The 21,331-nt window shown below is 66.8% G+C and carries 22 protein-coding genes; 15 read left to right on the forward strand and 7 right to left on the reverse strand.

What is annotated here, in order from left to right; translation table 11 throughout:
- Window positions 1-165: 165 nt before the first annotated feature.
- A complete protein-coding gene (locus AB7O82_RS26275) occupies window positions 166-1,713 on the reverse strand; it encodes an acetolactate synthase large subunit (protein WP_428544060.1) in 1,548 nt (515 codons plus the stop codon).
- A 165-nt stretch (window positions 1,714-1,878) separates the two neighbouring features.
- Between AB7O82_RS26275 and AB7O82_RS26280 the strand changes: the two genes are divergently transcribed.
- Together AB7O82_RS26280 and AB7O82_RS26285 are read left to right on the forward strand one after the other, a co-directional pair.
- Entirely contained in the window at window positions 1,879-2,130 is a 252-nt protein-coding gene (locus AB7O82_RS26280) for a hypothetical protein (protein WP_428544058.1), read from the forward strand.
- Between the two features lie 41 nt (window positions 2,131-2,171).
- Window positions 2,172-2,552 carry a hypothetical protein gene (locus tag AB7O82_RS26285; protein ID WP_428544056.1) on the forward strand — a complete coding sequence of 127 codons (381 nt, stop codon included), beginning with the start codon at window positions 2,172-2,174 and terminating at the stop codon, window positions 2,550-2,552.
- A 93-nt stretch (window positions 2,553-2,645) separates the two neighbouring features.
- Here AB7O82_RS26285 and AB7O82_RS26290 read toward each other — a convergent pair whose 3' ends face one another.
- Window positions 2,646-3,893, reverse strand: coding sequence for a carbohydrate porin (locus AB7O82_RS26290; RefSeq protein ID WP_428620526.1), 1,248 nt, complete (start codon window positions 3,891-3,893; stop codon window positions 2,646-2,648).
- Window positions 3,894-3,931: 38 nt separating this feature from the next.
- Window positions 3,932-5,125: a M20 aminoacylase family protein gene (locus AB7O82_RS26295; protein ID WP_428544050.1), complete on the reverse strand. Its 1,194-nt coding sequence runs from the start codon at window positions 5,123-5,125 to the stop codon at window positions 3,932-3,934.
- 281 nt (window positions 5,126-5,406) lie between these two features.
- Between AB7O82_RS26295 and AB7O82_RS26300 the strand changes: the two genes are divergently transcribed.
- Window positions 5,407-9,219, forward strand: a complete 3,813-nt coding sequence (locus tag AB7O82_RS26300) for a PAS domain S-box protein (RefSeq protein ID WP_428620527.1) — start codon at window positions 5,407-5,409, stop codon at window positions 9,217-9,219.
- A gap of 79 nt (window positions 9,220-9,298) precedes the next feature.
- Here AB7O82_RS26300 and AB7O82_RS26305 read toward each other — a convergent pair whose 3' ends face one another.
- Window positions 9,299-9,565 (reverse strand): hypothetical protein, encoded by a 267-nt coding sequence (locus tag AB7O82_RS26305; RefSeq protein WP_428544046.1) that lies wholly within the window; start codon window positions 9,563-9,565, stop codon window positions 9,299-9,301.
- 300 nt (window positions 9,566-9,865) lie between these two features.
- On the opposite strand from AB7O82_RS26305, the gene AB7O82_RS26310 reads away from it, so the two are divergent.
- The gene (locus AB7O82_RS26310; protein ID WP_428544044.1) at window positions 9,866-10,252 is read left to right on the forward strand and encodes a c-type cytochrome; all 387 of its coding nucleotides are present in this window, start codon (window positions 9,866-9,868) and stop codon (window positions 10,250-10,252) included.
- Here the strand turns inward: AB7O82_RS26310 and AB7O82_RS26315 are convergent.
- On the reverse strand, window positions 10,194-10,502 hold the full coding sequence (locus AB7O82_RS26315) for an ArsR/SmtB family transcription factor (protein WP_428620531.1): 309 nt from the start codon (window positions 10,500-10,502) through the stop codon (window positions 10,194-10,196). The two genes, AB7O82_RS26310 and AB7O82_RS26315, sit on opposite strands and share 59 nt — an antisense overlap.
- Here AB7O82_RS26315 and AB7O82_RS26320 point away from each other — a divergent pair.
- From AB7O82_RS26320 to AB7O82_RS26365, 10 genes are all read left to right on the forward strand, one after another.
- Window positions 10,383-10,667 carry a hypothetical protein gene (locus tag AB7O82_RS26320; RefSeq protein WP_428544066.1) on the forward strand — a complete coding sequence of 95 codons (285 nt, stop codon included), beginning with the start codon at window positions 10,383-10,385 and terminating at the stop codon, window positions 10,665-10,667. The two genes, AB7O82_RS26315 and AB7O82_RS26320, sit on opposite strands and share 120 nt — an antisense overlap.
- Before the next feature lies 1 nt (window position 10,668).
- Window positions 10,669-11,898 carry a sulfur oxidation c-type cytochrome SoxA gene (gene soxA, locus AB7O82_RS26325; RefSeq protein ID WP_428544042.1) on the forward strand — a complete coding sequence of 410 codons (1,230 nt, stop codon included), beginning with the start codon at window positions 10,669-10,671 and terminating at the stop codon, window positions 11,896-11,898.
- Between the two features lie 17 nt (window positions 11,899-11,915).
- Complete coding sequence (soxY, locus tag AB7O82_RS26330) at window positions 11,916-12,389, forward strand: thiosulfate oxidation carrier protein SoxY (RefSeq protein WP_428544040.1); 474 nt, start codon at window positions 11,916-11,918, stop codon at window positions 12,387-12,389.
- A gap of 20 nt (window positions 12,390-12,409) precedes the next feature.
- The gene (gene soxZ, locus AB7O82_RS26335; protein ID WP_428544038.1) at window positions 12,410-12,739 is read left to right on the forward strand and encodes a thiosulfate oxidation carrier complex protein SoxZ; all 330 of its coding nucleotides are present in this window, start codon (window positions 12,410-12,412) and stop codon (window positions 12,737-12,739) included.
- The gene (gene soxB / locus AB7O82_RS26340) at window positions 12,736-14,442 is read left to right on the forward strand and encodes a thiosulfohydrolase SoxB (RefSeq protein ID WP_428544036.1); all 1,707 of its coding nucleotides are present in this window, start codon (window positions 12,736-12,738) and stop codon (window positions 14,440-14,442) included. Before soxZ ends, soxB begins: the two co-directional genes overlap by 4 nt.
- 21 nt (window positions 14,443-14,463) lie before the next feature.
- Window positions 14,464-15,741, forward strand: coding sequence for a sulfite dehydrogenase (gene soxC, locus AB7O82_RS26345; RefSeq protein ID WP_428544034.1), 1,278 nt, complete (start codon window positions 14,464-14,466; stop codon window positions 15,739-15,741).
- Window positions 15,725-16,360: a c-type cytochrome gene (locus tag AB7O82_RS26350; protein ID WP_428544032.1), complete on the forward strand. Its 636-nt coding sequence runs from the start codon at window positions 15,725-15,727 to the stop codon at window positions 16,358-16,360. The genes soxC and AB7O82_RS26350 overlap by 17 nt, the downstream gene beginning before the upstream one ends.
- A 2-nt stretch (window positions 16,361-16,362) precedes the next feature.
- Window positions 16,363-16,812 carry a hypothetical protein gene (locus AB7O82_RS26355; protein WP_428544030.1) on the forward strand — a complete coding sequence of 150 codons (450 nt, stop codon included), beginning with the start codon at window positions 16,363-16,365 and terminating at the stop codon, window positions 16,810-16,812.
- A gap of 104 nt (window positions 16,813-16,916) precedes the next feature.
- Window positions 16,917-18,164, forward strand: a complete 1,248-nt coding sequence (locus tag AB7O82_RS26360) for a sulfite oxidase (protein WP_428544028.1) — start codon at window positions 16,917-16,919, stop codon at window positions 18,162-18,164.
- The gene (locus tag AB7O82_RS26365) at window positions 18,161-18,601 is read left to right on the forward strand and encodes a hypothetical protein (RefSeq protein WP_428544026.1); all 441 of its coding nucleotides are present in this window, start codon (window positions 18,161-18,163) and stop codon (window positions 18,599-18,601) included. The genes AB7O82_RS26360 and AB7O82_RS26365 overlap by 4 nt, the downstream gene beginning before the upstream one ends.
- Before the next feature lie 7 nt (window positions 18,602-18,608).
- On the opposite strand, the gene AB7O82_RS26370 is transcribed toward AB7O82_RS26365, so the two are convergent.
- Window positions 18,609-19,139: an NUDIX domain-containing protein gene (locus AB7O82_RS26370; RefSeq protein WP_428620529.1), complete on the reverse strand. Its 531-nt coding sequence runs from the start codon at window positions 19,137-19,139 to the stop codon at window positions 18,609-18,611.
- Between the two features lie 103 nt (window positions 19,140-19,242).
- Between AB7O82_RS26370 and hisA the strand changes: the two genes are divergently transcribed.
- Window positions 19,243-19,971, forward strand: a complete 729-nt coding sequence (hisA, locus tag AB7O82_RS26375) for a 1-(5-phosphoribosyl)-5-[(5-phosphoribosylamino)methylideneamino]imidazole-4-carboxamide isomerase (RefSeq protein ID WP_428544022.1) — start codon at window positions 19,243-19,245, stop codon at window positions 19,969-19,971.
- Window positions 19,972-20,201: 230 nt separating this feature from the next.
- Here hisA and AB7O82_RS26380 read toward each other — a convergent pair whose 3' ends face one another.
- On the reverse strand, window positions 20,202-21,161 hold the full coding sequence (locus AB7O82_RS26380) for an isopenicillin N synthase family dioxygenase (protein WP_428544020.1): 960 nt from the start codon (window positions 21,159-21,161) through the stop codon (window positions 20,202-20,204).
- Window positions 21,162-21,331 lie beyond the last annotated feature (170 nt).

A 21,331-nucleotide genomic window follows, 5' to 3' on the forward strand; every position in this document is an offset into this window, starting at 1 on the left:
ATCCAGGCACCCCGCTTCGGCAAAGGTGCCGCCAATAGAAACCCATTGTCGGCCTGCACGGGAATACAAAATGTTGAGGTGAGTCAAAATGACACACCCAAGAGTTGTGTCCACTCCGTAGCAGCTCTGCTGGGGAGGAAATAAGAGCCCCGAACGAGGCGTGGCCTACATCACCACGTCGATCAAGTACGGCCCCTTCTGCGACATGGCGTAGGTGAGCTGCTTGGTGAGCTCCTCGAGATCGGTCGCCTTCGCCGCCGGCACGCCCATGCTCCTGGCCATGCCGCCGAAATCGAGGGTCGGGCGATCGAGCGTCAGCATGTCGATGGCGCGCGGCCCGGGGTTGGCGGCGCCGACATCGGCGAGCTGGCTGTAGAGAATCTTGTAGGAGCGGTTGGAGAAGATCATCACGCAGATGTCGAGGTTCTCGCGCGCCATCGTCCACAGTGACTGGATCGTGTACATGGCGCTGCCGTCGCCGATCATGGCGATGACCTTGCGGTCGGGGCAGGCGACCGCGGCGCCGACCGCGACGGGCGCGCCGAAGCCGATCGAGCCGCCCATGTTGTTCAGCCAGTCGTGCGGCGGCGCGCCGGCGCTGTAGGGGAAGAAGCCGCGGCCCGTGGTGACCGATTCGTCGACCACGATGGCGCCCTCCGGCAGGGTGGCGCCGAGCGCCGCGCCGAGGCCCTCCAGGGTAAACTTGCCGGTCGGACGGTCCGGCCGCCTGGCCTCGGCAACGTTGCCGGGCTTGGCGTTCATCGCGTCGAGCTCGGCGGCCAGCGCCTCGAGCGACCCCAGGGGATCGCCGTCGACCGGGCAGAGCGTCGTCACCTCGCAGCCCTCGGGCACCAGCACCGACGGCTTGCCGGGATAGGCGAAGAAGGCGGCCGGCGCCTTGGCGCCGCACAGCACCATGTGCTTTGTGCCCTTCAGCATCTCGAGCGCGGTCTCGACGACGAAGTGCAGGCGCAGCACCGGCACACGGCCGGCGCCGCGCTCGATGCGCGCCGTGCCGCCGGCGGCCTGCACCTTGCAGCCGGTCTTTGCCGCGATCTTGCCCGCGAGTTCGAGCCCGCGGGCGCGCAGCGCGCGGCCGCCGAGAAACAGCATGGCCGACTGGCCGCTCTTCAGCGCCTTGGCCGCCGCGACCACCGCCTCGTTGGCGGGCTTCTGCGGCTGCGGCGTCTCGGGTGTCTCGGCGACGCCGTCGGCCTCGGTCCAGGCAGTGTCGGCGGGCAGGATCAGGGTCGCGATTTGGCCCGGCGCGACACGGGCCGCCTGGATGGCGGCGGCGCCGTCGGTCGCCACCGTCTTGGCGGTCGGCGAGGTCTTCACCCAATGCGAGAACGGGCGGGCAATGCCTTCGATGTCGGCGGTGAGCGGGGTGTCGTACTTGATGTGATAGAGCGCGTGCTCGCCCACGATATTGACGATGCCGGAGCCTGCCTTCTTGGCGTTGTGCAGGTTGGCGGCAGCATTGGCGAGGCCAGGCCCGAGATGCAGCAGGGTCGAGGCCGGCTTGTCGGTCATGCGGTAGTAGCCGTCGGCGGCGCCGCTGCACACGCCCTCGAACAGGCCGAGCACGCAGCGCATGCCTTCGACGCGATCGAGCGCGCCGACGAAATGCATCTCCGACGTGCCGGGGTTGGCGAAGCAGACCTCGACGCCGCCTTTCACCAAGGTCCGAACCAGACTCTCCGCACCGTTCATCGCTTCCCCCAATTCCGGGCCAACAGGACGCGGAGCTTTACACGCAGACCCGCCCCCGTCGCCACCCGGGATTTTGCACGCCCGCCCCGCAGCGCCGCGGCGCGCCGCACGCAGGGCTCTCGCAAGGTACTTGCAGGGCGCGCGAGGGCGGCCCACGTTCGCGCCATGGCGATGACGCCGGAGCAGAAGTACCTGGCCGATCTCGACCGCCGGACCGAGCGTGCCCGGCGCAGCTGGCTCGAGCTTGCGGCGACCCGCACGCGCCTGCTGTCCTCCGGCTCGCCGGAGGCCGCGCTCGACGTCCTGCTCGAGATCGAAAGCGTGCAGGACGCCGAACGGCGCTATCGCAGCCTGCAGGCCGAATGCCGCGAGGCCCATGCCCAGTTTGCCCGCGTGCAGCGTTCGGGAATCAAGTAGCTTTATTTGCAAGGTATTGGCGCCTATAGTTCAAGGCCGAGATGAACGACGATTCCCTCCTCGTCGGCCGCACCTTGGTCGAGTTCGATCGCCGCGACGTGCCGATCTGGCAGGAACGCCAATCGCTGTGGGCCGAGGCCGGCGCCGATGCGGTGTCCTATGGCATCCCGCTCGACCGCCTGTTCGGCGTACCGGACTCGACGCACATAGCCGCCCACGCCCCCCTGCAGGAGGTCGCGCTGCCGGCCGTGGAAGGAGACCCCCTTGTCGAATTGGCGACGCTGTCCGAAGCGCTGGCGCTCGCCGAGGTGCCGCTCGGCCTGCTCGACACGCCGCTCTCCCACGATGCCTTCGCTCTCGCACCTCTGCCCGACGCCTGGAGCGGCGACGGTCTGGGCGCCGACTGGACCTTCGACCTGTAGCGTCGCCGGGAGTCATGGTCTTCCGGACCGCGGGCGTCTCGCCCGCTCTTCTCATGGATCATGAGCGGGCGAGACGCCCGCGGTCCGCATGAGCTAAAACAGCTGCGTCACGCGGATCGTGAAAACGGCGGACAGGTCTGACGAGGGGGCCAGGGCGGGCTGCAGATAGAGCTGGATGTCCGGCGTGACCACCAGGGTCCGGTATATGGACCACGACCAGTAGGCTTCCAGCATCGTCTCGCTCGGCCGCGCGCCAGTGCCGGCGAAGAGCGACATGTTGGTCGCGTTCCACGCCATCGCGAGGCCGATCTGATCCTGCGGGCTGCGGCGCAGCGGATCGTTCACGACACCGCCGGCGGCGATCGACGACTGGATGGCGAAGCTCGAGCGCCATGCCGTGTTGGCGCGCACGAACAGGCCCAGCCGCTCGCCGATCGGCTGGGCGGCGTTGAACGACAGGCCTTCGCTGGCGATCGGCTGGATCGTAACGCTCGGCTGGCTGTAGTAGAGCAGCGAGTAGGTGCCCTGTCCCCAGCCCGAGATCGTGGGCGACCACGCGCCGTAGCCGAACCAGGCGTACTGGCCCTGCCCGAACGTGGTCGTCTGGATGTAGCTGCCGCTGATGTCGTTGGCGTCCTGGAACCCGGCGGCCAGGGTGATCTCCCGCGTCGGGTTGACCTGGGCATAGGCGCCAATGCCCGCCTGCGCATAGTTCTGGCTGCCGTTCTGGGTCAGCGAGAAGCCGATGAAATTCACCTGCTGGTCGTTGGCGTAGGCATTGCCGTCGAAATTGGACAACGGGTACTGGCCGAAGGAGAGCGACAGCCAATTGCCCGGAAAGCTGTGCGTGTAAGTCACCTGCACGAATTGGTTGTTGGCGGTCGGCTGGTTGTTGATCGGGCTGATGAGGTTGATGGAGCCGCCGAGCGCCGTGGCATCGGTGGCGGTCAGGTAGTTGGCCGACAGGAAATGGAACTGGAAAGACCCGGCGCCGACCTCTGGAAGGTCGAACGCGGCCCAGTTCACCGCCGGCGTGAACATGGTCTGGAACGCCCCGAATCCGCCATTCGGAGTGCCCCACTGGCTCGTCAACGACGCTTCCATCGAGAAGGTAATTCCCGTCGCCTCCTCGATCTCCTGTCTCGCCCTGGCAAAGCGCCTGTGGAGATGATCGGCTTCGTCGGCGAGCGAGAGCTCATGGCGCTTCCTGGCGGCGCGGTTCTTGTCATGCACCTTGCCGACCAGACTCTGGCGCTGCGAGCCCGCCTGCTGGGCCTCGACCGGCTCCGCCGACAGCAGCGCCGCAGCCAGGACCAGGCCGCAGCGAGTCGCTGGCCGCATCGATCGCCTTTATCGGCTGGGGCCGGATCGTCCGGGTATCAGGCGGCGTCGCCCAGCTCGAGCTGCACCAGGTTGACCCAGTAGGCCGCGCCGGTCGTCAGGATCGCGTCATTGAAGTCATAGAGCGGCGAATGGACGTAGTGGCAGCCGCCCTCCTCGGCGCCACCGTTGCCGATCATGATGTAGGCGCCTGGCTTCTTCTCCAGCATGAAGGCGAAATCCTCGGCGCCGGTGATGCGTGGGGTGTTGGGATCGACCTTGTCGCGGCCCACCGTCAGCGCCGCCGCCTCGACCGCGAGGCTGGTCTGCTCGACCGAGTTGATCAGCGGCGGATAGCGCCTGAAGTACTTGTACTCGGCCTCGCAGCCGCAGGCCTGGGCGATGCCGGCGGCGACCTCGCCCAGGCGGCGCTCGAGCAACGCCCGCACCTCGGGCGTGTAGCTCCGCGCCGTGCCGCGCACCAGCGCTTCCGACGGGATGACGTTGGGCGAGCCGAACGTGCCGGCGTGGATGTGGCCGACGCTCAGCACGGCGGTCTGGGTCGGCGGCACGTTGCGGCCGACGATGCCCTGGACGGCGAGGATGAACTGCGCCGCGGGCTGCGTCGGATCGGTGCCCATGTGCGGCATGGCGCCGTGCCCGCCGGTGCCCTTGAAGGTCACCTGCCAGCTGTCGGACGCCGCCAGCATCGGCCCGGCGCAGATGGCGAAGTGGCCCTTGCTGAGACCCGGCATGTTATGCATGCCGTAGACGGCGTCGCAGTTGAAGATGTCGAACAGGCCTTCCTCGATCATCACCCGGGCGCCGCCCTCGCCCTCCTCGGCCGGCTGGAAGATGAAATGGACGGTGCCGGCGAAGTCGGGCGACGCGGCGAGATGCTTGGCGGCGCCCAGCAGCATGGTGGTGTGCCCGTCATGGCCGCAGGCATGCATCTTGTTGGCATGCACCGAGGCGTAGTCGAACTCGTTCTTCTCCTGCAGGTGCAGGGCATCCATGTCGGCGCGCAGCCCGATCGTCTTCTGCCCCGGCCGCCTGCCCTTCAGGGTGCCGACGACGCCCGTCCTGGCCAGCCCGCGATGAACCTCGATGCCCCACGAAGCGAGCTTGTCGGCGACGATCTGCGAGGTGCGCTGCTCCTCGAACGCGGTCTCGGGATGGCGATGGATGTCGCGCCGGATCGCCGTCAGGTCGGCATGGTCGGCGGCGAAGAGATCGGGCGTATAGCGGGTCATGGGGCTCCTTCGGCGGGCCGGCAGACTAGCCCGCTGAAGGCGCGGGGGTCGAGCGGATGCGCAATGGCGGTCATGGTCGCGCGTCCATGCTCGATACTCGGCACCTGACGAGTATGATGCCGGACAGTGTTCTTTACCGTTCAAATCGGGCGCAGTTGAATTCAAAATGGACTAAATTGTAACCGTTGCCCGCCGACAAGCGGAATGGTTGCATTCATAGTGCGCTCTAAAAGAGGGGCACTCGACCTGCCGTGCAAGGCAGGTGGGTTGTGGGGACTCGCATGGCACTCGTGACACAGGGCGTCCTCAAGGGCGCTCGCGACGTGTCCTTGATCAGGCAGGTCGGCGAACTGCTCCGGTCGCTGCCCGAGCAGGCGCGACTCGCCTTGGGTGTGCGCGGCGTCGCGTGGGCGGCGACCGCCGCACTCGTGGGCCTGCTGTGCGGCGCGGTGTCGTTGACTGCCATCGTGCTGTCGGTGGAAAACGCCGAGATCGCTCGCCACCGGCACCAATCGGAAGCGCTCGCCAGCCTCGATCAGGGCACGCGCACGTTGATGCGCACCATTCATCTCGTCACGTACGGTCACCTTCAGATCGGCGAGGACGAGGCGCGGCTGCGCGGCGCCTGGGCAGGCTTCGAGGCCGCGCTCCGCGATGCCTGTCCAGGCGGATCGGAGGGGCCGCAACCCGACCCCAGTCCGGCACAATCGGTCTGTGCTGCCGGCTGGGCGATGCAGGCGCTGTTGGCGCCGCAAATCGCCGCCTTCGGTCTGGCCAGCCGCCGCGTCGATCCCTCGGTGCTGGCAAAGGCAGTCGCCCTCCACGGCGCGTTCAACGACGGAAGAATGAAGGTGACGCGCGAGACCAATGCACTGATCGACCGCATGGCCTCGGACTATGGCAATGCGCTGCTGGTCCTGGCCCTCAGCACGACGGGCTTCGCGGGTGCGGGGCTGGTGTTGATCCTGCTGGTCGGGCACGCCTCGATGCGCCACTACCGGCAATGGCAGCAGGCCGCCACGGCGGCAGGCGAGGCAACGGAAGCACGCGACCTCCTGCGCGAGACGATCGAGGCGGTGCCCGCCGGCATCGTGGTCTACGATTCACAGGAACGGCTCGCGCTCTTCAACTCGGCTGCGACCAGTATCTATCCGGGGCTCAATTGGCCCGGCGCGATCGGCAGGACCTATGAGGACCTCTGTCGCGAAGTCGCCGCGCGGCTCGAAGCCGAGGGTCATAAGCCGCAACCCGTGGAGGCGTGGCTCGAGCGTCTCCGGCGCGGTGACGGGGAGCGCTCACCACAGCCGTTCGCCGGTGGCTGGCTCGAGTACAGCGAGCAGCGAACGCCCGGTGGCCGCACCGTCGGCCTGCGCCTCGACGTGACGTCCCTCGTGGAAAAGGAGCTGGAGGTCGAGCGGGCGCACGCCCGCTACCAGTCCCTGGTCGATTCGCTGTCGGACGTCGTCTACGAGCTCGACGTCGCAAACGGACGCTTCACGTTCGTCAGCCCTTCCGTCGTCGATCTGCTGGGCGTGCCGGCAGACAAGTTCATCGGCAGCCATTTCCTCGACCACGTCGCGGCCGAGTCGCGTGACAGCGTCACGCGCCACACCACCCGCAGCTATTCGCCCGACAACCATCTGACCCTCACCCGATTCCGCATGTCGACCGCCACCGGCAAGGTCCTCGACGTCGAGGTGCACGCCCGCCGGCGACTCGACGAGAACGGGCGCGTGATCAGCGTTGGCGTGATTCGGAACATAAGCGATCGCCTGCGGCTGGAACGGCGCCTTATGGAGGAGATGACCGAGCGGCGCGCGGCGCTCGATCTCCTGAAGGAGACCATGGACACGGTGCCGGCAGGTATCGTCGTCTACGACCAGCAGGACCGGCTGGTGATGTTCAACGAGGCCGCCAAGGCGGCGACCCCTGTCCTTCGAAAGCCGGGCATCATCGGCATTACCTACGAGGACCTTGCGCACGAGACGGCGCGGATGGCCGACGCGTTCGGCGCGCCCTTGCAGAACACACCGGAGGAATGGATCGATCGCTTTCGCAGCAAGGGCGCCAAGAGAATGCGCCAATCGGTCGAAGGCCGCTGGTTCGAATGGTCCGAGAAGCTCACGCCGATGGGCCGCACGGTCGGGCTGCGTGTCGACGTCACCGATCTCAAGAACCGCGAGCTCGAGCTGGAGCGCGCTCGCGGCCGCTACGAGGCCCTGGTCGATTCGGTTGCCGACGTGGTCTATGCGCTGGACAGTGCCGGCCGGTTCAGCTTCGTCAGCGCCTCGGCGGCCGAGCTGTTGGGCGCGCCGGCGGTGGGGCTGCTCGGCCAGCGATTCGTCGATTATCTCGTCCCCGAGCAGCTGGAACTTGCGATTGCCGCGGGCCGCGCCTGCTACAAATCGGCCGACGAGACGGTCCAGCAGGTGCAGCTCGACCTGCGTCGGGCCGACGGGACGATTCGTCACGTCGAGGCACGCTACCGCAAGCCCGCCGGCGGGGTCAGCGAGGAGGTCGTACAGGTCGGCACCCTTCGCGACATCAGCGAGCGCATCGACCTCGCCGAGCGTCTGCAGAAGCAGGTTGCGGAGGTCGAGCGGGCGCGCGCCGAGTACGCCGCGCTGGTCGATTCGCTGAGCGACGTGGTGGTCAAGATCGACGCCGCCAGCGGCATCATCACCTTTGCCAGCGCCGCTGCATCGCAGCTGTGGGGCTACGCGCCGTCGGAGCTGATCGGCAGGCGGGTCTTCGACTTCGTCGCGGCAGAAGATCTGGATCGGGTGATGAGCGAGGCGCAGTCCGCGCTCGGCGACATGGGCAAGATCAAGCAGATGCAGTGCCGCACCCGCACCCGCAGCGGCGAGGAGCGCCATGTCGAAGTTCGCTTCAGCTCGATGCCAGGCCCGGACGGCAAGCAGGCCGTCGTCGGCGTAACTCGTGACATCGAGCAGCGCATCCAGATGGAGCGTCGCCTGGCCGAGGAAGTCGCTCGACTGCGTGCCATCGTGGAGTCGCAGGGCACGATGATCTGCATGACCGACGCCCATCTCAACGTGATCATGGTGAACCGCGAGTTTCAGCGCTTCTGGGGCGGCGTCACCGAAGCGGAGATCGTCGGCCGCAATCTACACGACACTGCGATCGGCACCGGACTCGACCCGGAACAGCTTGGGCGCTGGTCGACCGGCGACTCCCGGAAACCGGTTCGCTTTAGACGCACCAAGGTCGACGACGAGGGCCGCGAGCGCATCGCCAGCGTGACGGCGAGCCCGGTATTCGATGAAGGGGGAACACTGCGTCAGATCGTCTTTCTCTCGGTCGACGACACCGAGCGATTCGAGACCGAGCAGGCGCTGCTCGACGCCGAGCGGCTGAAGACCGTGGGCGAGATGGCAGCGACGCTGGCCCACGAGATCAGCCAGCCGCTGCAGGTGATCGAGATCGCGCGTACCGCGGTCGAGGACGAGATCGAGCAGGCGCGCGAAACCGGAGCCGCGATCGACGCCGAGTTCGTCGGCGGCAAGATCGCCCGCATCGGCCAGCAGCTCGAGCGGGCCGGACGGATCGTCGACGAGCTGAGGGCCTTCGTCCGAGGCGTCGCCGAAGAAGCGGCAACTCCCTTCGATCTCGGGGTGGCCGTGCGAGATGCGGTCGATCTCACCGGCCATGCCGTGCGCCGGGCGGGTGCCGTGCTGACCGCCTCGGTCGAGGACGGTCTTCCGCCCGTGCTGGGCCACGTCGGCCGGCTGGAGCAGGTCCTCGTCAATCTCATCAACAACGCGCGCGACGCCGGCGCGCCGCTTATCGAGGTCCGCGCCGGCGTGTTGCAGCGAGAGGGGCGCGCACTGATGCGCATCACTGTCGAGGATACCGGCCCCGGCATCGCCGCACATCTGCTGCCACGCCTGTTCACGTCGTTCATCACTACCAAGCCGCGCGGCAAGGGAACCGGCCTCGGCCTGCGCATCTGCCGCCGCATCGTCGAGGAGATGGGCGGCACGATCACGGCCGCCAACCGATCGCAAGGCGGCGCCTGCTTCGAGATCCTGCTGCCCGCCCGGCCTTCACTCTCCGGATCGAGCTTGCGATGAGACGCTTCGCTGCGCTCAGGACGACAAAAGTTTGGACGTCGGCCTAAGGAATGGCGCTTCAACCCAAGACAGCACCGCCCTACGCCGCGCCGGCAATCTCGATGATCCTGGGCAGCATCTCTTCCTTCCAACCGCGGATTCCCACCGTGGTCAGGACGATCCGGTCATTCAGGCCGAGAATGAAGCGGGGCGTGACATTGGGGCGCTGAGCTCCCTCGTCGCTCATCAGGAACTCGGTGAGGATCCAACGCGAATCCGTTGTCCAATGCTGCTCCACGAGCATCGTCGCAACGCTCGCGGTATGCACGACACGATAGTCGAGCTTCTTGAACGGTTCGGATTTCACGAACCCGGGTTCGTACTGGGCACGCCAGATCTTGCAGCCGGCTCAGAGTTCGTTGCCGACGAACACCAGCATCGGCCGGCCAGCCTGCGCCATCGCAGCCCGGACAACGTGCGGCAGGGTCAGCGTTCCGAGCAGCATCGTACGCCTGTTCAACAACATCGGACTGCCTTTCAATTGACGACACGGTCTGCGAGCTCGCCCGAGTGGTTGTCGGCACGAGTCAATCCCCTTCTCATCATCACGCTGATGATTTAGAAAACACTAAAGTTAGTCAAGCGTGGCAGCGAGCAGAGAGTGCATATGGCGATGATTCGCAACTGGATCCGGGCCTCGGTTGGCGCCGCTTTGTCCATCGCGGCATCGTCCGGCGCGCACAGTGCCGACGCCGCCAAGGGCGAACGGGTCTTCCAGCAGTGCAAGACCTGCCACACCGTGGAGAAAGGCGGCAAGATGGCCGTCGGGCCCAACCTGTACCGGGTGTTGGGCCGCAAGGCGGGCGCGCTCGAGGGCTTCAGCTACTCGGAGGCGATGCGGAGCTCGGGTCTGGTGTGGGACGAAACGTCGCTCGCGGAATACCTCAAAGACCCGAGGAAGCGCATCCCGGGCAACAAGATGGTGTTCGCGGGTCTCAAACGGCAGGAGCAGATCGACGACCTGATCGCCTACCTGACGAAGATGAGCGACTAGCGGTTGGCCGGCAATAGATGTCGGTCAGGGCCTTCATCAAAAGCTGGGCAGGGCCCTTGGTCAGGCGATAGTGCATCGAGCGGGAATCGCGACGTACGTCGACGATTCCCAGCCGCTTGAGCCCGGCGAGATGCTGCGACAACGCCGAGGGACTGAGCCCGAGCCGCTCGCCGAGGTCACCGACCTTCCTCTCGCCGTCGCTGAGCTGGCACAGAATGAGGAGCCGATTCCGGTTGGCGAGCGCCTTCAGGAGCCTGGTCGCCGCGGTCGCGCTCTGCTCGAGCAGACGGAGATCGATTTTCGCCATTGCCTCGTCGCCTCCCGTTATGCTTTATTTCAGAAAATACTAAAATATCATCGTAGCCGTTCGACGCTTAAGGCCGTGCAACAAGTCGGTCAAGGCGGGGAGGAATAGCATGCCTTTGCTACGCATTGTCGGCGGAGTGGTGTTCGCGATCCTCGTGGCCGTGCCGACCATGGCACAACAGCGGCCGCCCCTGCAGATCGAGGGCGCGGCGACGCCGCAGCCATGGCAGCGCTACGGCGACTGGACCAAGGCGCACTGGGCCAGCTACAACACGCTCGCCAGGCGCGACGTCACGCCGCCGCGCGGGACGGAAATCGTGGTCGAAACGGTCTCCGGCGAGCCGGCCAAGGGGCAGAAGCTCGCTTTCGATCGCCGGCGCGGCGGCGGCTGTCTCGCGTGCCACATCATGGGTCCCAAGACGCAAGCCCTGCCGGGCAGCGTGGGACCCGACCTGTCCGAAATCGGATCGGCCGGCCGAACCGACCAGTGGCTGTTCAACTACGTGTTCGATCCGCGCGTCTACAACCCGGATTCGGTGATGCCGCCTTGGGGCAGGCACGGCTTCTACAACGAGGGCGAGATCCGCGACATCGTCGCGTTTCTCAAGACCCTGAAGACGCCCATCACTTTCGCCGATCCGCTGAACGACCCGGCCAGGCGGGCGAAGCCCGTCGAGGACCGCGACCCCCTCGATCCTTTCGTGAACCCGGGTGCCGACCACATCGAGACAGGTGCGGCCCTGTTCAACAAGCCCGGTCCGAACGGCAAGGCATGCATCGCCTGCCACGCCAACCCGGCCGTCGCGTTCAAGCGGTGGGCAGTCGAGATGCCGAAATGGGAGCCGCGACTCGACAAGGTCCTCGGCGCCGAGGAGTTCATCGCCCGTCACGCCAAGGCGACGATGGATGCCGACTATGCCATGCAGTCGATGGCCAATACCGACCTGTCGGTCTATCTGCACAGCTTGGCCTTCGGCGAACCGATCAGGATCGACCTTTCATCGCCCGCCGCCAAAGCGGCCTTCGAGCGCGGCGAGGCACTCAGCAAGGTCAAGATCGGGCAATTCAACCTGGCGTGCACCGATTGCCATCAGCGCGGCGCGAACAACTGGTTGCGCGGCCAGTGGCTGGGCGAGGCCCGCGGCCAATTCGACCATTTTCCGACATGGCGCACCAGCAAGAACGAGCTGTGGGACATCCGCAAGCGCTTCCAGTGGTGCAACGTCCAGGTCCGCGCCGACGAGCTTCCAACGGACGCGGCGGAATACGGCGAGCTCGAGCTCTACCTGCGCAAGATGAACGAAGGCCTGAAGCTCGCCGCACCCAACATTCGTCATTGAAGGCAAGGAGGATCACCATGATAGCCCATCGACCTGTCCCCATCGGCCGCCGCAGCGCGCTCGCGCGGGCTGGTTGGAGCGGGCTTGCAGCAATTGCCGGCGTGATGGCGGCGCGCGGTGCCGCGGCCACGCCGGATGCCGTCAAGGAGTGGCTCGGCACGCTGGCCAAGGGCACGCCCGCCGACGGCAAGGTGACGATCAAGGCACCGGAGATCGCCGAGAACGGCAATGCCGTGCCGGTGACCGTGAGCGTCGAGAGCGAGATGAGCGACAAGTCCTACGTCAAGGCACTCCACGTCGCTGCCGACGGCAATCCCAATCCCGGCGTGGCCTCCTACGCGTTCACGCCGATGAGCGGCAAGGCCGAGGTCCAGCTCCGTGTGCGCATGGCGCAGACACAGAAGCTGGTCGCCGTCGCGGAGCTCAACGACGGCTCGCTGTTCATCGCCACGCGAGAGGTCAAGGTCACGATCGGCGGCTGCGGCGGCTGAAGCACGCGAAGGAGCATTCCATGTCGAACGATATCAAGCCCCGCGTTCGCGTCCCGAACAAGGCGAAGAAGGGCGAGGTGATCGAGGTCAAGACGCTGATCACGCATCCGATGGAGTCGGGACAGCGCAAGGGCGCCGACGGCGCTCTGGTGCCGCGCCTGATCGTCAGCACCTTCGAGGCCTCCTACAACGGCAAGCCGGTGCTCAGCGCCAGGCTCGAGCCCGCCATCTCGGCCAATCCCTACATGTCGTTCTGGGTCAGGGTCGAGGAAAGCGGCACGCTCAAGCTGACCTGGACCGACGACGACAAGCAAAGCTGGTCGAGCGAAACCAGGATCGAGGTCGCGTGAGACTCGCTCGCCGCGAGCTTCTGCAGGTCGCTGCCGCCACGGCCGTGCTGGCGGCCGGTGGCTCGACGCACGCGCAGACAGGCCGACCGACTCAGGACGACCTGCTGCGCTTCAAGGCGGTGGGCCAGCTCACCCTGCTGAACTTCACCGACCTGCACGCCCAGCTCGTACCGATCCATTTTCGCGAGCCGACGGCCAACATCGGCGTCGGCGCGGCACGCGGTCTGCCACCGCACCTCGTCGGCGAGCGGCTGCTCGAGGCGTTCAAGCTCGGCCGTGGGACGGCCGACGCCTATGCACTCGCGGCGACCGATTTCGAGGCGCTGGCCCGCCGCTTCGGGCGCATCGGTGGGCTGGACCGCTTGGCCACCTTGGTCAAGGCGATCCGCGCCGAACGGCAGGGCCGCGTGCTGCTGCTCGATGGCGGCGATACGTGGCAGGGCAGCTACACTTCGCTGCAGACCGGCGGCGCCGACATGGTGCGGGTCATGAACGCGCTCGGCGTCGACGCCATGACCGCCCACTGGGAATTCACCTACGGCGCCAGGCGCGTCGAGGAGCTGGTCAGCGAGCTCGCGTTCCCGTTCCTCGCCGGCAACGTCAAGGACGCGACCTGGGGCGACCCGGTGTTCAAGGCATCGATGGTCGCCGAGTGCGGAGGCCTCAGGATCGGCGTGGTCGGCCAAGCCTTTCCCTATACGCCGGTCGCCAACCCGCGCTACATGATTGCGGACTGGTCGTTCGGCATCGAGGAGGAGAGGGTCGCCGCCGAGGTCTCGCGGCTGCGCGCCGAGGGTGTCGATCTCGTCGTGCTGCTCAGCCACAACGGCTTCGATGTCGATCGCAAGCTCGCCGCCCGCGTCAAGGGGATCGACGTCATCCTCACCGGCCACACCCACGACGCCATACCCGGCGTGATCAAGGTCGGCGACACGCTGCTGGTGGCGTCGGGCAGCCATGGCAAGTTCCTGGCGCGGCTCGATCTCGAGGTGCGGGAGCGCCGCATCGCGAACTACGCATTCCGGCTGATTCCCGTGCTGTCCGATTCGATCACGCCTGACCCCGAGATGGCCGCGCTGGTCGCCGACATCCGCCGGCCGCATGACACCGCTCTGGCACGCGTGGTCGGCGGCACCGAATCGCTGCTCTACCGCCGCGGCAACTTCAACGGCACGTTCGACGATCTGATCTGCCAGGCGCTGTTGTCGGAGCGCGACGCCGAGGTCGCGCTGTCGCCGGGCTTCCGCTGGGGCGCCACGCTGCTGCCGGGCCAGGCGATCACGATGGAGGACGTCTACAACCAGACCGCCATCACCTACCCGGCCGCATACCGCACCAGCATGACCGGCGCGGTCCTGAAGCAGGTGATGGAGGACGTCGCCGACAACCTGTTCAACCCCGATCCCTACTATCAGCAGGGTGGCGACATGGTGCGCGCGGGCGGTCTCGCCTACACCCTCGATATCGCCAAGCCGGCCGGCCAGCGCGTCTCCGACATGGTGCTGCTGCGAACCGGCGAGAAGGTCGAGGCCGGCAAGACCTACGCGGTAAGCGGATGGGCGTCGGTCAACGAGGATACGGAGGGCCCGCCGATCTGGGACGTGGTGGTTCGCCATCTGGCGAAAAGCGGCGCCGTGCGCATCGAGCCCAATCGGCATGTCCGCGTGGTAGGCGCCGATTCGGCCGGCCTGGTCGGCGGCTGAGGGTATCCGGAGGTCGTGGTGATGCATAAGGCGAAGACGGGTGCCCGGCGGCGCGAGTTCCTTGGACGGGGATTTGCCGCGGCCGGGATCGGCATCATGGCGGCTCATCATGCCAAGATCGCGGCTGCGAACGGCGGCCTCGACGGAGCGCCGCTCGAGGTGCCGGATTGGACCCGGATGCTCGGCTCAGGCGTCACGGCATCACCCTATGGCGTGCCGTCGGAGTATGAGAAGAACGTGATTCGCCGCAATGTGCCGTGGCTCACCGTGTCCGAGCAGGCGTCGGTCAGCTTCACGCCACTCCACGAGCTCGACGGCATCATCACACCGTCGGGATTGTGCTTCGAGCGCCATCACGGCGGCGTGCCGACCATCGACCCCGAGCAGCACCGCCTGGTGATCCACGGCATGGTGCGAGAGCCGCTGATCTTCACCATGGCCGACCTCGTGCGCTTCCCCTCGGTGAGCCGCATCCATTTCATCGAGTGCCCGGCCAATGGCGGCATGGAATGGAAGGGCGCTCAGATGGCGGGCGTGCAGTTCTCGCACGGCATGGTCCATTGCTGCGAGTGGACCGGCGTCAGGCTGTCGACGCTGCTCGACGAGGCTGGCATTCAGGCCGGGGCGAAATGGATCCTCGCGGAGGGCGCCGATGCGGCGGCGATGACGCGCTCCATCCCGATCGAGAAGGCGCTCGACGACATCATCGTCGCCTATGCCCAGAACGGCGAGCGCATCCGGCCCGAGCAGGGCTATCCGTTGCGCCTGGTCGTGCCCGGCTGGGAGGGCAACGTCCAGGTGAAGTGGCTGCGCCGCCTCAAGCTCGGCGACAAGCCGTGGCAGCATCGCGAAGAGACCTCGAAGTACACCGACCTGATGCCGGACGGCACGGCGCGGCAATTCACCTTCGTGCAGGAAGCCAACTCGGTCATCACCGCGCCGTGCCCGGAGAAGCCTTTGAAGGCCAAGGGCTTTCACGAGATCCGCGGCATCGCCTGGAGCGGTCGTGGCAGGATCACGCGCGTCGACGTCTCGTTCGACGGCGGCGCGAACTGGCAGACCGCGGCGCTGCAGGAGCCGGTGCTCGACAAGTGCCTGACCCGCTTCCGCCTGCCCTGGCGCTGGCAGGGCGAGCAGGCCTTCCTGCAGTCGCGCGCCATCGACGAGACCGGCTACGTGCAGCCGACGATCGCCGGCTTGCGCAAGATGCGCGGCGTCAATTCCGTCTATCACAAGAACGCGGTCCACACCTGGCGGGTGAACCCGAACGGCAGCATCGACAATGTGCAGATTCTCTAGCGCCCTCGCCGTCGCTGTGCTGCTGGCGTCCGGCGCGGTCGCCCAGCAGCGCCACGACATCGGCACGCCGATCACGGACCGGCAGATCGCGCCGTGGAACATCGACGTGCGGGGAGACGATGGCCAGGGCCTGCCGCCGGGCCGCGGGACGGTCGCCGAGGGCGAGAAGCTCTATCTCAAGCAGTGTGCTTCCTGCCACGGCGAGTTCGGCGAGGGCAACGGCCGGTGGCCGGAGCTGATGGGCGGCAAGGGCACGCTCAAGGGCGAAGATCCGCGCAAGACGATCGGAAGCTACTGGCCCTACGCGGCGACGGTGTTCGACTACGTGCGGCGGGCCATGCCATTCAGCGCGCCGCAGTCGCTGAGCGACGACGAAACCTACGCGATCGTCGCCTACCTGCTGAACATCAACGATCTCCTGCCAGCCGAAGCGACCCTGGACGCAAGGACGCTGGCGGCGATCGAGATGCCCAATCGCAACGGCTTCATCGCCGGCGACCCGCGTCCCGACGTAAAGACCGAGGCCTGCATGAAGGATTGCAGGAATGGTCCCGTCGAGATCCTCAGCGACCTGGCGCGCACCCTGGGCGTAACGCCCGATCAGAAGCCGAAGGATTGACCATGCTCCTCAAACGAGCCCTGTTCTGTACAGCCATGCTGGTCGCAGCGACATCGCCGGCAGTCGCCGAGGAGAAGGTCCATCGTCTCGCCCTGCAGGTCAGCGACGGCACGGCCGACAAGATGACTGCCGTGCTCAACGTGGCGGGCAACGTGGCGCGGCTCTATGCTGACAAGGGCGAAGAGGTCGAGATCCGCATTGTCGCCTTCAATGCCGGCCTCAACATGCTGCGGACCGACAAGTCACCGGTTCTTGAGCGTCTCAAGTCGATCTCGGAGAGCATGCCCAACGTGACCTTCGAAGCCTGCAACAACACGCGTCTGGGCATGGCCAAGGCCGAGGGCAAGAAGCCGGAGGAGATTCCGATCTTTGTCAGGGCGGCCATCGTCGAGGCGGGAGTCGTTTCCCTGATCGAGCTCGCCGAGAAAGGCTGGGTGATCGTCCGGCCTTGACGGGGCCGGCGGAGGCCACCTCGCGGCGGGCAGGGCTCTCGAGGGCCTTCCTCACCGGCCGACGCGGTGGGCATCATGGGTAGGTCGAGGAAAGGGAGGAGCAAATGCCAAGGACAGACATCATCAAGGCATCGCGACGCAACCTTCTGAAGGGCGCCGGAGCGGTTGCCGTCGGATCGGCCGCCTTTGGGGCGTCGCTGGCGCCGACCGGCGTCGCCCTCGCGCAGGGGGCACCGGCCGCCAAGGGCCCCAAGCTTCTCGAGATGGAAGGCAAGGCCAAGCTCGTCGTGCTGGGCGACAAGCCGCTCAACGCCGAGACGCCTGCCGAGTGGACCGACGACGACGTCACGCCGATCGACAAATTCTTCATCCGCAACAACGGCCTCGTGCCCGACGCGCCGGCCGACGCCAAGGCGTGGAAGATCAAGATCGACGGCGAGGTCGACAAGCCGATGGAGATCGCGCTGGGCGATCTCATGAGCCGTTTCCCCAACGTCTCCTACAAGATGATGCTGGAGTGCGGCGGCAACGGGCGGTCGTTCTTCTCGCCCGAGGCGCGCGGCAACCAATGGACCAACGGCGGCGCGGGCTGTGCCGAATGGACCGGCGTGCGGCTTGCCGACGTGCTGAAGGCGGCCGGCGTCAAGCCGAGCGCGGTCTACACCGGCCACTACGGCGCAGACCCGCACTTGAGCGGCGACGCCAGCAAGCCCTCGATCTCGCGCGGCGTGCCGATCGCCAAGGCGATGGAGCCGCACACGCTGATCGTCTTCAAGATGAATGGCCAGGACCTGCCGCTGATCCATGGCGCGCCAGTGCGCCTGATCGTGCCGGGATGGGCGGGCTCGTCCTCGACCAAATGGCTCACCCGCATCTGGGTGCGCGACAAGGTGCATGACGGGCCCGGCATGGGCGGCTTCTCCTATCGCCTCGCGAAGACACCCATCGTCCCCGGCAGCAAGGGCGATCCCAAGGACACGGTGATCCTCGAAGCGATGCCGGTGCGCTCGGTCATCAGCTTCCCCGCCGACGGCACGAAGCTCGCCGCAGGCACGAAGAAGCTCGATTTGCGCGGTCACGCCTGGGCCGGCGAGAACGAGGTCAAGTCGGTCGACATCTCGATCGACTATGGCGTCACCTGGAAGCCGGCCAAGGTCGATGCGCCGCCGAACAAGTACGCCTGGCAGCGCTTCTCCACGTCTCTCGATCTGCCGTCGGCCGGCTACTTCGAGGTGTGGGCCAAGGCGACCGACAGCAAGGGCGTCACGCAGCCCTTCGTTGCCGGCAACTGGAACCCGCAGGGCTACGGCGGCAATCCGATCAGTCGCATCCGGGTCCTTGTCGCCTCTTGACCCGGGTCACCATCACGCATGCCGTCGTCATCACCCTGACGGCGACGTTTCTCCTGCTCGCCGCCGATCGCGCCGGCGAGCTGCGCAAGAACCGGTCGGCCTACGTGCCGCCGGCCAGGCCGGCGGCCGTCGCGCCGCCGGCGGTCGACGCCGACAAGGGAAAACCACCGCCACACAGCGACTCGGTCGACGACCTGCCGGAGGGCAAGGGCCGCGAAGCCACCTTCTATACATGCACGGCCTGCCACGGCGTGGCGCTGATCAAGGCGCAGGGCCTGACGCGCGACCTTTGGGACTCCACATTCGACCTGATGCTCGAGCGGCACAAAATGGCGCCGGTGAAACCCACCGAGCGCGCCGAGATTCTCGACTATCTCGCCGAGCAGTTCCCGCCGCGCCGCAAGGGCCGTGGCGGCGACAATCCCTTCCTCAAGTAGCCATCGTTCATCTCCCTGCCTTCTTCGGGTCCGCGGTCTCGAGCTCTCCGAGCGTGGCCGCAACCGATGCCTCCGCAACACCGTGACGGGTCAGGACCTGGACCAGGATGGGCCGCTGCCCCTTCAGCACCTTGCGCAGGGCCAGCGGCCAAGCGAACCAGCCCGCGCGATCGACCTCCGGGAACTCCTGCCGTCTGCCGGATCGGGGCGGCCATTCAATCGTGAACAGGTTGCTCCTGACGAGCGATGCGTCCAGCTCCTGCTCGATCGCCCAGGAATAAATCGTCTTACCGCCGGGCTGCCTGACGGGCACAAGCTCCTCGAAGGCGCCGTCCAAAGTGAAACCCGTCTCCTCCGTGAACTCGCGTCTTGCCGCCTGGAGCTTCTCCTCGCCTTCGACGAGCTCCCCCTTGGGGATGGACCACGCGCCGTCGTCCTTCCTCGCCCAGAAAGGTCCGCCCGGATGCACGAGAAGGAGCTCGGGTACGGCGGAGCGCATCCGATAAACGATGATTCCAGCGCTTTGCTTCTTCGGCATGATTGGTCCCCCCGGAGACTGGCCCGACGCCCCTCCTTGTCCCGACGAGCTGTGCGCATATCGATCATGACATCGCCCAACTGCCGCGCTACACCCCGCCGCCATGCTTCTGTTCCCCGCCATCGATCTCAAGGACGGCAAGTGCGTGCGCCTTCTCCGCGGCGACATGGCGCGTGCCACCGTGTTCAACGACAGCCCGGCCGCCCAGGCCAAGGCGTTCGCCAATGCCGGCTGCGAATGGCTGCATCTGGTCGACCTGAATGGCGCGGTCGAAGGCCATCCTGTCAATCGCGCCGCGGTCGAGAGCATCCTGGCCGAGGTCAAGGTGCCGGCCCAGCTGGGCGGCGGCATCCGCACCATCGAGAGCATCGCGCAATGGATCGAGGCCGGCGTGAAGCGGGTCATCCTGGGCACGATCGCGGTGAAGGAACCCGGCCTGGTCAAGGCGGCCTGCCGGCAATGGCCGGGCCAGATCGCGGTCGGCATCGATGCGCGCGACGGCATCGTCGCGGTCGACGGCTGGACCAAGCAGAGCACGGTCCGAGCCCTCGACCTGGCGCTGCGCTTCGAGGACGCCGGCGTGGCGGCGATCATCTACACCGACATCGACCGCGACGGCGCCATGGGCGGGGTCAATGTCGACGCCACCATCACGCTGGCCCAGCATCTCACCACGCCGGTCATCGCCTCGGGCGGCGTGAGCTCGCTCGACGACCTGCGCGAGCTGCGCCCGGCCGAGGAGTACGGAATCATCGGCGCCATCGTCGGCCGCGCCCTCTATGACGGCCGGGTCACGGTGCCCGACGCCATCCGCGTCCTGAACGGCGAGTAAGGGCGATCCTTCGAGAAAGTCTCGTTCGGTTCTCACAGAAGAATTGGCCACAGATGAACACAGATAAACACCGATGAAGATGGATGGAACTCAAAGCGGCATTCTCCGGATCGCGCTACGGCGCTCTCACGCCGGGTCATGCCTCCGTGTTCATCTGTGTTCATCTGTGGCTATTTTCTTGCTCAAGCGCTGAAGCAGGACGGTTCAGGCCTCGCGTTGGAGGCGAAGTGTCAGGTGGCCGCCTTTTCATAGGTGGGCACCAGCCGTGACAGCAGGTAGTCGGCGGCAACGATCGGCGGATAGTGGGCCACGCCGCCCTGCACGCAGCTCGGGATACAGGCCACGACGGCGTCGGGATTGGGATCGAGAAAGAAGACCACCGAGTAGCGGTCGCGCCCGTGCGGACTGACCACGCGATGCGGCGTCGAGACGTAGGTGTCGTTGGTCCACCGCATCAGGCAGTCGCCGATGTTGCAGATCAGCGCGCCCGGCACGTGCGGCGCCTCGATCCAGTCGCCCGATCGCGTGCGCACGACGAGGCCCTTAACCTCGTCGACGGCGAGCAGGGTGAGGTTGCCGTAGTCGGTGTGCTCACCGGCGCCCAGCTGGCCGGCCGGCGGCTCGCCGTCGACCGCGGGATAGTGCAGCAGCCGCAGGATCGCCATCGGCCGGTCGAGCTTGTCCTCGAAGAACAGCCGGTCGAGCCCGAGATCGACGGCGAAGGCGCGATGGATGTCGCGGCCCAGCCGGTGCACGCGGCCGAAATAGTCGAGCATGGTCTCGCGAAAGCCCGGCAGGTCGGGCCACGGATTGCGATGACGGAACGGCTTGCCGGCGAGAAGCTCGGGATCGTCGGGGGCGAGATCGAGGCCGATATTGTAGCACTCCTTGCGGTCGGGACGCGTCCCCGGCGCCAGCGTCTCGCCACCCAGCGGGATGTGGCCGCGATTCCCCGCCGGACCGGAGTAGCGCACCGGATCCTGGACCGAGCGCGGCGCGGCGAAGAAGGCGGCCGATTGCCGAAACACCTGGGCAAGCAGCGACGACGGGATGCCGTGGCCGGTGACATAGAAGAAGCCGATGTCGCGGCAGGCCCGGCCGATCGTCCGCGCCGCCGCCCGCTCGCCCGCCGGCGTGCCGGCCAGCAGCGCCGCGATGTCGATGATGGGGATGCGGGATGCGGACGACATCGTACGGGCTCCAATTCTTCTCCTCCCCAGCTTCGCTGGGGAGGTGTCGCCGTCTTACGGCGACGGAGGGGTCATGTCTCGGGTGGAAACTCGAATGACCCTTGACCCCTCCGCCCCGTATGACGGGCACCTCCCCAGCGACGCTGGGGAGGAGAATGAAGAGTCGGCCC

This window comes from Reyranella sp., assembly GCF_050185545.1.
GTDB lineage: Bacteria > Pseudomonadota > Alphaproteobacteria > Reyranellales > Reyranellaceae > Reyranella.